The sequence below is a fragment of the Psychromicrobium ferritrahens genome (assembly GCF_043789415.1).
Lineage (GTDB): Bacteria > Actinomycetota > Actinomycetes > Actinomycetales > Micrococcaceae > Renibacterium.
Genome location: NZ_JBDLLW010000001.1, coordinates 452,140 through 464,946, shown reverse-complemented (window position 1 = coordinate 464,946; position 12,807 = coordinate 452,140). Strand labels below are relative to the sequence as shown.

The window sequence follows — 12,807 nt, the reverse complement described above, 5'->3', positions numbered from 1 at the left end:
GATTGGGCGAGGTCACGTCGTTCCCTCGTGACAACTCCACACGCGAGTCCAGGCATTGGATATCGGAGTCGTCCTCGACTGGATTCTTAACGATAAAAAGCCCCCACCTTCAGGTGGGGGCTTTCCCTGGTGCACCCCCCGGGACTCGAACCCGGAACCCATTGATTAAGAGTCAATTGCTCTGCCAGTTGAGCTAGAGGTGCAACTATTTTGCTCTCGATTTCATCACCTTCAAGAAGGCGAATCCGCGATGCGCAACGACATGTAATGTTACATGGTTTTCGGGCCGCTGTGAAATCGGCCAGATCTTCTCGCGCACAGCGATGTCTCTGGCCTCAAATATACATGCCTGATAGGGAATGTAACAGGCTCCGTTGATGACTAAAGCCCGTCATCAACGTGTCCGAGGTTCGCTCGTTGCCGGAGGCAGTCATAGACTCAGGATATGAGCGTGGAGACTGCTAAAACAGATAAACCAGACATCAAACCTCGCAGCCGTGTCGTCACCGACGGCATTGCTGCCGCCCCCGCCCGCGGCATGCTTCGGGCTGTCGGCTTCGGAGATGAGGACTTCGCCAAACCGCAGATCGGCGTCGCCAGCTCCTGGAACGAAATTACCCCCTGCAATCTTTCGCTCAACCGCTTGGCCCAGGGCGCTAAAGAAGGCGTGCACGCCGGTGGTGGTTTCCCCATGCAGTTCGGCACCATCTCCGTCTCCGACGGTATCTCGATGGGGCACGAGGGCATGCACTTCTCCCTGGTCTCCCGCGAAGTGATCGCCGACTCGGTGGAAACCGTGATGATGGCCGAGCGGATCGACGGTTCGGTGCTGCTCGCCGGCTGCGATAAATCCCTGCCCGGCATGTTGATGGCCGCTGCGCGGCTCGATCTGGCCAGCGTCTTCCTCTATGCCGGCTCGATCATGCCCGGCTGGGTCAAGCTGGAAGACGGCACCGAGAAAGATGTCACTCTGATCGACGCCTTTGAAGCCGTGGGTGCTTGCGCGGCAGGCAAGATGTCGGTCGGCGATCTCGACCGGATCGAACGCGCGATCTGTCCCGGCGAAGGTGCTTGCGGCGGGATGTACACCGCCAATACGATGGCCGCCATCGGTGAGGCACTCGGCATGTCGCTACCCGGTTCGGCGGCGCCGCCCAGCGCGGACCGGCGTCGTGATGCCTTCGCGCACAAATCCGGCGAAGCAGTGGTCAACCTGCTGCGGCTCGGCATCACCGCGCGGGACATCATGACCAAGGAAGCGTTTGAGAACGCCATTGCTGTCACTATGGCCTTCGGTGGCTCGACGAACGCCGTGCTGCACCTGCTCGCCATCGCGCGTGAAGCCGAGGTCGATTTACAACTCGAAGACTTCAACCGGATCGGTGACAAGATCCCGCACCTAGGCGATCTCAAGCCCTTCGGTCGCTACGTAATGAACGACGTCGACCGGGTCGGCGGCGTGCCGGTGATCATGAAGGCGCTGCTCGACGCCGGGCTGCTGCACGGTGATGCCCTCACCGTCACCGGTAAGACCCTGGCGGAGAACTTGGCGGAGATCAATCCGCCGGATCTGGATGGCAAGATCCTGCGCGCCCTGGATAATCCGATTCATAAGACGGGTGGTCTGAGCGTACTCAAGGGCTCCCTGGCTCCCCAGGGTGCCGTGGTGAAGACCGCGGGTTTTGACGCCGAGATCTTCGAGGGCCCGGCTCGGGTCTTCGAGCGTGAGCAGGGTGCACTGGAAGCGCTCAAGGCTGGCGAGATCCAGAAGGGCGACGTCGTGGTGATCCGCTACGAAGGCCCCAAAGGCGGGCCCGGAATGCGGGAGATGCTCGCCATCACCGGCGCCATCAAGGGCGCCGGGCTGGGTAAGGACGTATTGCTGCTCACCGACGGACGGTTCTCCGGTGGCACCACCGGCTTGTGTATCGGTCACGTCGCCCCGGAAGCAGTGGACGGCGGCCCGATCGCTTTCGTGCAGGACGGCGACCGGATCAGGGTCGACATTCCGAACAAGAGCTTCGACCTGCTGGTCGATGAAGCGGAACTGGAATCCCGCAAAGAAGGCTGGCAGCCCTTGCCCGCCAAGTTCACCAAGGGTGTGCTGGCTAAATACGCCAAGCTGGTGCACTCGGCTTCCGAGGGTGCGGTCTGCGGGTAGCCTGTTCGGGATCGGCTCGAACAAATTCAGCCGAGCCTGAGGGCGGGGCCGGGGGAACCCGGCCCCACCCCGCGGGTCCAGGCCGAGCAAACCAGTGAGTGTCCACTAACTGGACGCCATGTCCATATAATGAGACGAGAGGGTCTCCGGTTGACACTCTCTACGAACAGAGGGAACACTACAAGTATGCAGATCGGAATCCTTGTAGTACTTGCCAAGCGCGTGACGGATTAGCCCACAAGGCACCCCGTCCGACTGGTAACAGTTCGAGCTGCACAGCACGCGCAAACCCCTCGCAGAGCCCACCGGCTTGAGGGGTTTTTTCATTTTCATATTTGTTGACGGAGCAATCTCCACCTGATGCGACACCGGATCATCGCCACGCTGTTCGGCGGTGAAAACGAAAGAAGAGTCTCATGAGTAAAAGTACGACCACCAGTCCGGCGGCGAAAGCCACCCCGGCACTGCTGGCCAACACCCATCTGCCCATCAAAACTGAGCTGACGAAGACGTCCTCGGCCAAGGTCGGGGCTGCCGCGGTCTCTCTCGTTCAGGGGCCTAACAGGGTGATCGCTCCGGTTCAGATGATCGGTTCGCAAGCGATTGTGCGCTCCCTGGAGGAGCTCGGTGTCACCGATATCTTCGGCCTGCCCGGTGGGGCCATCCTGCCGACCTACGATCCACTGATGGCTTCAGAGATGAACCACGTGCTGGTGCGCCACGAGCAGGGTGCCGGGCACGCTGCCGAGGGTTACGCCATGGTGACCGGCCGAGTCGGCGTCTGCATCGCCACCTCGGGGCCCGGGGCCACCAACTTAGTCACCGCGATCATGGACGCTCATATGGATTCGGTGCCCCTGGTCGCGATCACCGGTCAGGTGGCTTCCGGAGTGATCGGCACCGACGCCTTCCAGGAAGCGGACATCGTTGGCATCACGATGCCGATCACCAAGCATTCCTATCTGGTCACCGATCCCAATGACATCCCGAGGGTTCTGGCAGAAGCCTTCCACCTCGCTTCCACCGGGCGTCCCGGGCCGGTATTGGTCGATATCGCCAAAGACGCCCAGCAGGGGCCGATGACTTTCTCCTGGCCCCCGATCGTCGATCTTCCCGGCTACCACCCGGTGTTCCGCGGCCACTCCAAGCAATTGCGGGAGGCCGCCCGGCTGATCGCCTCGGCGAAGAAGCCGGTGCTCTACGTCGGTGGCGGCGTGGTGAAAGGCCATGCCTCCGAAGAACTGCTGGAACTCGCCGAACTGACCAAAGCACCCGTGGTGACCACGCTGATGGCGCGCGGTGCTTTCCCCGATTCGCACCCCCAGCACGTCGGCATGCCAGGGATGCACGGCTCGGTCTCCGCGGTCACCGCCTTGCAGCAGGCCGATCTGCTGATCACCTTGGGAGCCCGCTTTGATGACCGGGTGACCGGCGTGTTGGCGAGCTTCGCTCCTGGCGCGCGGGTGATCCACGCCGACATCGACCCCGCGGAAATCTCCAAGAACCGCACTGCCGATGTGCCGATCGTGGGTTCCGTCAAGGAGATCATCCCCGATCTGGTGGAGGCCTTGCAGACCGAGTTCGAGGCCTCAGGAGCCCCGGACCTCACCGAGTGGTGGGCCTTCCTGGATAACCTCCGCACCACCTATCCGCTGGGCTGGACCGAACCCGAAGACGGGCTCACCTCGCCGCAGAAGGTCATCCAGCGCATCGGTGCCTTGACCGGCCCCGAGGGGGTCTATGTGGCTGGCGTCGGGCAGCACCAGATGTGGGCGGCTCAGTTCATCAAGTACGAACGCCCTCATGCCTGGCTCAACTCGGGTGGAGCGGGCACCATGGGGTACTCGGTGCCCGCTGCGATGGGTGCCAAGGTGGGCAACCCCGACCGTGTGGTCTGGGCCATCGACGGAGACGGCTGTTTCCAGATGACCAACCAGGAACTCGCTACCTGCCGGATCAACAACATCCCGATCAAGGTCGCGGTGATCAATAACTCGTCCTTGGGCATGGTGCGGCAATGGCAGACGCTTTTCTACGAGGGTCGCTATTCGAATACCGACCTGAACACCGGGCACGATACGATCCGGGTGCCGGATTTCGTCAAACTCGCAGAGGCCTACGATTGTGTGGGATTGCGCTGTGAACGTGAAGAGGATATCGACGCGACGATTCAGCAGGCCCTGGCGATCAACGATCGCCCGGTGGTGATCGATTTCGTGGTGAGCCCGAACTCGATGGTCTGGCCGATGGTGCCTTCCGGAGTTAGCAACGATCAGATTCAGGTGGCTCGAAACCTGACCCCGCAGTGGGAAGAGGAGGACTAAACCGTGGCACGTCACACGCTTTCCGTTCTGGTCGAGGACAAACCGGGTGTACTCACCAGGGTGTCCAGCTTGTTCGCCCGCCGCGCCTTCAACATCAACTCGCTCGCCGTCGGCCCGACCGAACTGCCCGGGGTCTCCCGGATCACCGTGGTGGTCGAGGCGGAGGGGGATCTGATCGAGCAGGTCACCAAACAACTGAACAAACTGGTCAACGTGATCAAAATCGTTGAACTGGTCTCAGACTCATCCGTGCAACGCGACCACATCCTGGTCAAAGTGCGTGCGGATGCGGCAACCAGGCTGCAGGTCACCCAGGCCGCAGATCTGTTCCGGGCCGCGGTAGTGGATGTCTCACCAGACTCGCTCATTATCGAAGCCACCGGGCATCCGGAGAAGCTCACTGCGCTGCTCAATGTGCTGGAGCCCTTCGGGATCCGGGAAATCGTGCAATCGGGTACCCTCGCCATTGGACGAGGTGCTCGCTCGATGAGCGAACGCGCTCTCCGTAGCGCCTGACCCTCCCTAAATCTTCAGAAATATCAACGACAATCTTTTGATGTCTATACCAAGGAGTATCTAACGTGACTGAGTTGTTCTATGACGACGACGCCGATCTGTCCATCATCCAGGGTCGCACCGTCGCCGTCATCGGCTATGGCAGCCAGGGCCATGCGCACGCGCTGAGCCTGCGTGATTCCGGCGTCGATGTGCGGGTCGGTCTGGCCGAAGGATCGAAGTCCCGGGCCAAAGCCGAGGCCGAGGGCCTGCGAGTGCTCAATGTCGCCGACGCCGTGGCCGAAGCCGATCTGATCATGGTGCTCACCCCGGATCAGGTGCAGCGGCACGTCTACGCCGAATCCATCGCGGCCAATCTGCAGGCCGGAGACGCACTGTTCTTCGGTCACGGCTTCAATATCCGCTACGGCTACATCAAGCCCCCGGCCGACGTCGACGTCGCCCTGGTGGCCCCCAAGGGCCCCGGCCACATTGTGCGCCGCGAGTTCGAAGCGGGCCGTGGGGTACCCGACTTGATCGCAGTCGAGCAGGACGCCTCCGGCAACGCCAAGGCGCTGGCGCTGTCCTACGCCAAGGCGATCGGCGGCACCCGGGCCGGCGTCATCGAGACCACCTTCACCGAGGAGACCGAGACCGATCTCTTCGGCGAGCAGGCGGTGCTCTGTGGTGGGGCTTCGCAGCTCATCCAGTACGGTTTCGAGACCCTGACCGAAGCGGGCTACAAGCCCGAGGTCGCCTACTTCGAGGTGCTGCACGAGCTCAAGCTGATCGTCGACCTGATGGTGGAAGGCGGCATTGCCAAGCAGCGCTGGAGCGTCTCCGATACCGCTGAGTACGGTGACTACGTCTCCGGCCCGCGGGTGATCGATCCGCACGTCAAGGACAATATGAAAGCCGTGCTCGCGGACATCCAGTCGGGGGCCTTCGCGAAGCGCTTCATCGACGATCAGGATGCCGGAGCCCCCGAGTTCAAGGCGTTGCGACTCAAGGGCGAACAGCATCCGATCGAGACCACCGGCCGGGAACTGCGCAAGCTGTTCTCCTGGATCAAGAACGAAGACGATTACACTGAGGGCTCAGTAGCCCGCTGACGATGGCGATCAGGCCGAGCCCGCACGTCATAGTGTGGGCTCGGCCTCGTCTGCATCAATAGACTGCTGGTAACCCTTTTCTTAACCTTTCGACTGATCCTAGGAACCCCTGTGACCGACAAGCCCGTAGTGCTGCTCGCTGAAGAACTTTCCCCCGCCACCATCGAAGCTCTCGGCCCGGATTTCGACATTCGGCACACCGACGGAGCCGATCGTAGCCAACTGCTTTCCGCTATCGTCGATGTCGATGCCATCCTGGTGCGTTCCGCGACTCAGGTGGACGCCGAAGCGATCGCCGCCGCCAAGAAGCTCAAGGTAGTGGCCCGGGCCGGAGTCGGGCTGGACAATGTCGATATCAAAGCCGCCACCCAAGCCGGGGTGATGGTGGTCAATGCGCCGACCTCCAATATCGTCTCCGCCGCTGAGCTCACGGTGGGGCATATTCTGAGCCTGGCCCGTCACATCCCAGCAGCTAATTCAGCGCTCAAGGCGGGGGAGTGGAAGCGTTCCAAGTACACCGGCACCGAGTTATATGAGAAGAAGATCGGGATTATCGGCCTGGGCCGGATCGGCGCGTTGATCAGCGCTCGGCTGCAAGCCTTCGAGACCCAGATCCTAGCTTACGATCCCTATGTCACGAGTGCCCGGGCAGCTCAGCTCGGCGTGCAGCTGGTCAGCCTGGACGAACTGCTCGAACAGAGTGATTTCATCACCATCCACATGCCGAAAACTCCTGAGACGCTCGGCATGATCGGCCCCGAGGCTTTCAGGAAAATGAAGAAGAGCGCCTATGTGGTCAATGTGGCCCGCGGCGGTCTGATCGATGAAACCGCGCTCTACGAAGCCCTGCAGAGCGGTGAGATCGCGGGCGCCGGCATCGACGTCTTCGTCACCGAGCCCAGCACCGATCTGCCCTTCTTCGGACTCGATAATGTCGTGGTGACCCCGCACCTGGGAGCCTCCACCGACGAGGCGCAGGAGAAGGCCGGCATCTCGGTGGCCAAATCGGTTCGGCTGGCTCTCGCCGGGGAACTCGTGCCCGACGCCGTCAACGTCGCCGGCGGGGTGATCGATAAGGACGTCCGCCCCGGTATTCCGCTGATCGAGAAGCTCGGACGGGTGCTCACCGCGCTCACTCAGGCTTCGCTCACCCAGATCGACGTCGAAGTCGCCGGTGAGATCGCCAGCAAGGACGTCAAGGCCCTTGAATTGGCCGCGCTCAAGGGCGTCTTCACCGATGTGGTGAGCGAGCAGGTCTCTTACGTCAATGCCCCCGTACTGGCCGAGCAGCGTGGTATCAACGTGCGGTTGATCACCACCGAAGAGGTGACGGACTACCGTAATGTGCTGACGCTGCGCGGTGCACTCTCCGACGGCACCCAGATCTCGGTCGCCGGTACTCTGACCGGGCCGAAGCAGATTGAGAAGCTGGTCGGCGTCAACGGCTACGACGTCGAAATCCCGATCAGCGACCACCTGATCGTGCTGATCTACCAGGATCGCCCCGGCGTGGTGGGCACAGTGGGTGGCATCCTGGGGGAGAACGGCATCAATATCGCCGGAATGCAGGTCTCCCGGGCCGCCGATGGGAACTCCTCGGTGGGCCGTCAGGTGCTCTGCCTGCTCACCGTCGACAGCGCGGTTCCGCAGCAGGTTCTGGAAACCGTGCGGGCCTCAATCGACGCCAGCACCGCCCGCGAGGTCGATCTGGAAGACTGACCGCGGTGCGGGAAAGGCTGTAACGATTTCTTAAGCTCCCGCCGCTACCGGTATTTTCAAGGGGTGACTGTGTCTTCTGAAAAACCTCTGTTCTACCTGACCACCGCGATCACCTACCCCAATGGTGTGCCGCATATCGGTCACGCCTACGAATACGTCTCCGCCGACGCGCTGGCTCGTTTCAAACGCCTTGACGGCTTTGAGGTTTTCTACCTGACCGGCACCGACGAGCACGGCATCAAAGTGCAGCAGACCGCGGAGAAGGAAGGGATCAGCCCCAAGGAGCTGGTAGACCGCAACTCCGCTGCGATCCGCGAGGTCCACCACTTGGTGAACAGCAGCTACGACCGCTTCATCAGGACCACCGACGCCGACCACTTGGTCGCCGCTCAAGAGCTCTGGCGCCGGATGGAAGCCAACGGTGACATCTACCTGGATAAATACGTCGGCTGGTACTCGGTGCGTGACGAGGCGTTCTACACGGACGAGGAGACCGAGCTGCACGAAGACGGCTTGCGCTACTCCAAGGAGACCGAAACCGAGGTCACCTGGACCGAGGAGGAGTCCTATTTTTTCAGGCTCTCGCAATACCAGGACAAGCTTCTGGAGCTCTACCAGGAGCAGCCTGAGTTCGCTGCCCCGCAGTACCGATTCAATGAAGTGATCAGCTTCGTGAAGTCGGGCTTGCAGGATCTCTCGATCAGCCGGACCTCGTTCAACTGGGGCGTCCCGGTGCCGGGCAATGAGAAGCACGTGATGTACGTCTGGGTCGATGCGCTGACCAACTACCTGACCGGGACTGGTTTTCCCGAGGAGAACTCTCCGCTGCGCAAATTCTGGCCAGCCGATGTGCACATCATTGGGAAGGACATTTCCCGCTTCCATGCGGTGTTCTGGCCCGCCTTCCTGATGAGTGCCGGCATCGAACTGCCGCAGCGGGTGATGATCCACGGCTTCCTGTTCAACAACGGCGTCAAGATGTCTAAATCTCTGGGCAATGTGGTGGCGCCGGCCGACTGGGTGGCCGAATACGGTAGGGACGCGGTGCGCTTCTTTTTCCTGCGCGAAGTCTCCTACGGCCAGGACGGGAACTACAGCCACGAGGCCATCGTGGGGCGCAAGAACTCCGATCTGGCGAACAACCTGGGCAACCTGGCACAGCGCTCGCTCTCCATGGTGGCGAAGAACTGCGAAGCCAAGGTGCCGCAGCCGGGTGAGTTCAGCGAAGCCGATACGGCGATCCTGAACCAGGCGCGAGCGCTCTTGCAGCTCAACCGCGCCGCCTACGATGTGCAGGAGTTCCATCGGGCGTTAGAAGCGATCTGGACCGTGCTCGGTGAGACGAACGCTTACTTCGCCGAGCAGGCGCCCTGGGTGCTGCGCAAGACCGATCCCGCGCGGATGAACACCGTGCTCTATGTGACCTTGGAAGTGCTGCGGATGGTGTCCCTGCTGATCCAGCCTGTGGTACCGGAATCGGCGGAGAAGCTGCTGGACCTGCTCGGGGTGGCGGCCACTGATCGCGAGTTCTCATCCTTCGACACTCCGCTGCTCGCAGGAACCGCACTGCCGGCTCCCGAACCGGTTTTCCCCCGCTACGAAGAGCAATAGCAAAGCGCCATGACAGAGGACGTCGCTATGAAAGGTTCATAGCGACGTCCTCTGTCATGGCATTGCCGGTTTTAACCGGCTTGGCTCAGTCGGTGGCGAGTCCTTCCACCGGCGAGAGCCTGGCCGCTCTGCGTGCCGGGATGATCGAAGCGAGCAGGCCAGCCGCCGCCGCGATCAGCAAGACCACGAGCAATTGCAGCCACGGGAAGCTCGGAGTCACCGCCTCTCCTAGGCCACCCAGAGCAGCCTGCGCACCGAGCCAGCCATACAGGCTGCCCAGCACGATGCCGATGAGCGCCGCGACCCCCGCGATGAGCATCGCCTCCAAGGCGAGCATGCCCCTGAGTGCCCCTCTGGTCAGGCCGAGTGCTCGGAGCAGAGCGTTCTCCCTGGTCCGTTCCAGTACCGAGAGTGAGAGCGTATTGGCGACGCCGATCAAGGCGATCAGCACCGCGATGGCGAGCAGACCGGTGACCACCAGCAGCAGGATGTCGATCACCTGGTTGTAGGAGGCCTTGACCAGTGCTCCGCCCTGTACTTGATAGTCCTCGACTCCTAGGACGCTGGCGATCTTCTTCTGCAGTTCCACCAGCTGGCTGGTGTCCTGATTGGGTTTCAGCTTGATCCAGACCTGCTGCTCTACGCCAGCGGGGGCGGGGAAGGTGGAGAGGCTGACCATAGCGGGCAGATAGTTCACGGTGGCCTGGCTTATCGGAAGTTCCTTCGTGGCGGAACCCTTAGCGGAGACCGGGAGTGATTTCTCTACGGTGCCCTTGGGCATCAGCAGCTGACCGTCCTGTACGCGATTCTGCTCGGTGTCGAGCAGCTGGGCGGCGTCCGAGGTCGAAATACCATAGACCAGCTGTCCGGAGTACTCGCCGCTCAGCACGCCCACTTGGGGTACAGAGGCGCTGAAGGCCACGCCTTCCAGGTTCTTCACTTCAGCTAGTTGCTGAGAGCTGTATTTACCGTCCTCCACCAGCACGTCCACCGGATAGTGCTGCTCCAAGCTGGAATCGAAGGCGGTTCTGGAGGTCGCCGCTCCGGTGAGCATCATCGAGACCAGGGTGACGCCGATCAGCAGCGCAGCCGCCGTCGTCGTCGTCCGGCCGGGATTGCGCACCGCGTTCAGTGCCGCAAGCTTACCGGGCACCCCACGGGGGGCGACGATTTTTCCGACGCCGGAGACCAGCCGCGGGATGAAGAGATTGGCACAGAGCAGCAGGCCGATGAAGCTCAAGGCCCCTCCCGGTACCGCGATCAGCAGATTCGACATCAGGGCCCCGCCGATCAGTGCCAGGGCACCGATCACGATGAACGCGCCACCGATGATGAGCCTGGTCCGGCCGCCGCGATTACTCAATGAGGCGTCTTCCGCAGGGCGCATCGCCGCCAGCGGTGCTACCGCGGTGGCAGCACGAGCCGGCATCAATGCGGCCGCTATGGTGAGCAGTACACCGACCAGCAGGCCAATCAGGCCGGTCTGCCAGTTACCCGAGAAGGTCGCGAAGCGATAGTCGGGGATGCTGCTGAGCGCGCCGACCAACGCCGCCATGCCACCGAAAGCCAGGGCGAGCCCGATCAGCGAGGAGAGCGCGCCGACCACCAGGGCCTCCAGCAGCACCGAATTGCGGATCTGGCGGCGATTGGCTCCGAGGCAGCGCAGCAGAGCCAATTCGCGGGTGCGCTGTGCCACCAGCACCGCGAAGGTGTTGGCAACCACCAGGGCGGCGACGATCAGGGCGATGGCCGCGAAAGCGAGCAGCACATAGGTCAGCACATCGGTGTCCCCGGTCATCCGCTTCATGATGTCGGTGGTCTGCTCATCCGGAGTCAGCACTTTGAGCTGATCGTATCCGGCGGCCTCTAGGGCCTGAGTCAGCGAAGCGCGGCTGTTTTCGTCCAGCGGTTTATCCAGCTTGAGCTGAATGGTGCCATAGGAGAGCGGTACGGTGGCGAGTGGAGTGACCGTCTGGGTGCTGGCGAGCAGCTGCGCGGCCGCGGAGGCTTTCGGATCATTGCTGGGTTGCAACAGGCCGGTGATGGTGGCTTGCTGCTGCTGCCCGGCCTCGTTGCTCAGGGTGACTTTGCCACCGATCGCCAGCTTCTGGTGATCTGCTGTCTTCTGATCGAGGGCCACTTGATTCGGGGCACTGGGGAAGCTTCCGGAGGCCAGCGCTTGGGATTGCAGCGAGAGATCCTCAGCGAGGTTCTGCAACATCGCGTTGAAGGTGACATCGCCCGCCTTTACCTTGACCGGGGCTTGCAGCAGCGAGTAGCTTCCCTTGACGCCGGGAACCTTCTTCACGGCGTCGTAGGCGCCCTGATCGAGCGGCTTACTGACGTTGAGGGTGCTGATCACGACGTCGGCCTTGTTGAAGGACTGGCCGACGCTCGCCTTGAGAGTGGCCTGCGTCGAGCTGCTCACCAGCAAGGTGGCAACCAGGAAACCGACGGCCAGCATGACCGCCAGGCCGATGGCGATGAATCGCCTGGCATGGGTTTTGACTTGGGCTAGGGCTACCTGAAGCATCTCAGGCTCCCAGCTTGGTCAGTGAAGCAATCACGGTCTCAGGCGTCGGATTGTTGAGATCTCCGGCCAGCAAGCCGTCCCGCAGCAGCACTACCCGGTCAGCGTAGGAGGCCGCGATCGGATCGTGGGTGACCATGATGATGCTCTGCCCCATTTCCTGGGAAGCCCGACGCAGCATACCGAGTACTTCTGCGCCGACCCGAGAATCGAGATTACCGGTGGGCTCGTCCGCGAAGATCACCTCGGGTCGGGTGAGGAGGGCCCGAGCCACCGCGACACGCTGCTGCTGGCCACCCGAGAGCTCATGCGGCCGGTGACTGAGCCGATCGGCCAAGCCTAGGGTCAAGGTCACGGAGTTGAACCAGTCTCGATCCACTTTTCCGTTCGCCAGAGCCACCGGAAGGGTGATGTTCTGTTCAGCGGTCAGGGTGGGTACCAGGTTGAAGGCTTGGAAGATGAAGCCGATGCGATCACGTCGCAGCGTGGTGAGCTGGGTGTCGTTGAGCTGAGTGATGTCGGTTCCGCTGAGCATGATGCTGCCGGAGTCGACGCTATCGAGACCCGCAAGGCAGTGCATCAGGGTGGACTTGCCGCTGCCCGAGGGGCCCATGATGGCGGTGAAGCGCCCGGCCTCGAAATCGATATCAACATTGCGCAATGCGGCTACTGCGGTTTCACCCCGGCCGTAGTTCTTGTTCAGACCGCGAGCGGAAACCGCGGTGCCTTGGCGAGTATTCTCGGCCTCGAAGGAAGAGTTAGTCAAAGTGGTCATGATTCCAAGCTACGCGGTGACTGAAGTCCTCGGAATCGGGCCAGGGCATGATTCTGGCTGCGCTGCGAGGCCCCGGACTA

The 12,807-nt window shown here is 62.0% G+C and carries 8 protein-coding genes and 1 tRNA gene; 6 read left to right on the top strand and 3 right to left on the bottom strand.

Translation table 11 applies throughout. The features are described from left to right. Nucleotides 1–127 precede the first annotated feature (127 nt). A tRNA-Lys gene (locus ABDK06_RS02185) sits at nt 128–203 on the bottom strand. A 242-nt stretch (nt 204–445) separates the two neighbouring features. Between ABDK06_RS02185 and ilvD the strand changes: the two genes are divergently transcribed. The 6 genes from ilvD to metG all read left to right on the top strand — a co-directional run bounded on the left by ilvD (nt 446) and on the right by metG (nt 9,422). After that, entirely contained in the window at nt 446–2,161 is a 1,716-nt protein-coding gene (gene ilvD, locus ABDK06_RS02180) for a dihydroxy-acid dehydratase (RefSeq protein ID WP_394938448.1), read from the top strand. Nucleotides 2,162–2,577: 416 nt separating this feature from the next. Further along, the gene (locus ABDK06_RS02175; RefSeq protein ID WP_394938446.1) at nt 2,578–4,485 is read left to right on the top strand and encodes an acetolactate synthase large subunit; all 1,908 of its coding nucleotides are present in this window, start codon (nt 2,578–2,580) and stop codon (nt 4,483–4,485) included. A gap of 3 nt (nt 4,486–4,488) precedes the next feature. Further along, nucleotides 4,489–5,001, top strand: coding sequence for an acetolactate synthase small subunit (gene ilvN / locus ABDK06_RS02170; RefSeq protein WP_394938443.1), 513 nt, complete (start codon nt 4,489–4,491; stop codon nt 4,999–5,001). A gap of 65 nt (nt 5,002–5,066) precedes the next feature. After that, complete coding sequence (gene ilvC / locus ABDK06_RS02165) at nt 5,067–6,092, top strand: ketol-acid reductoisomerase (protein WP_394938441.1); 1,026 nt, start codon at nt 5,067–5,069, stop codon at nt 6,090–6,092. A gap of 111 nt (nt 6,093–6,203) precedes the next feature. Continuing rightward, nucleotides 6,204–7,811, top strand: a complete 1,608-nt coding sequence (gene serA, locus ABDK06_RS02160; RefSeq protein WP_394938439.1) for a phosphoglycerate dehydrogenase — start codon at nt 6,204–6,206, stop codon at nt 7,809–7,811. 63 nt (nt 7,812–7,874) lie between these two features. Next, entirely contained in the window at nt 7,875–9,422 is a 1,548-nt protein-coding gene (gene metG, locus ABDK06_RS02155; RefSeq protein WP_394938437.1) for a methionine--tRNA ligase, read from the top strand. Between the two features lie 85 nt (nt 9,423–9,507). Here metG and ABDK06_RS02150 read toward each other — a convergent pair whose 3' ends face one another. After that, complete coding sequence (locus ABDK06_RS02150) at nt 9,508–11,955, bottom strand: ABC transporter permease (protein WP_394938435.1); 2,448 nt, start codon at nt 11,953–11,955, stop codon at nt 9,508–9,510. A gap of 1 nt (nt 11,956) precedes the next feature. Continuing rightward, a complete protein-coding gene (locus ABDK06_RS02145) occupies nt 11,957–12,727 on the bottom strand; it encodes an ABC transporter ATP-binding protein (protein ID WP_394938433.1) in 771 nt (256 codons plus the stop codon). Between the last annotated feature and the right edge of the window lie 80 nt (nt 12,728–12,807).

What these genes read in the sequence shown, in the direction of transcription:
- ilvD (WP_394938448.1), top strand. Translation starts at nt 446, where the DNA reads ATGAGCGTGGAGACTGCTAAAACAGATAAACCAGACATCAAACCTCGC.
- ABDK06_RS02175 (WP_394938446.1), top strand. Translation starts at nt 2,578, where the DNA reads ATGAGTAAAAGTACGACCACCAGTCCGGCGGCGAAAGCCACCCCGGCA.
- ABDK06_RS02150 (WP_394938435.1), bottom strand. Translation starts at nt 11,955, where the DNA reads ATGCTTCAGGTAGCCCTAGCCCAAGTCAAAACCCATGCCAGGCGATTC.
- ABDK06_RS02145 (WP_394938433.1), bottom strand. Translation starts at nt 12,727, where the DNA reads ATGACCACTTTGACTAACTCTTCCTTCGAGGCCGAGAATACTCGCCAA.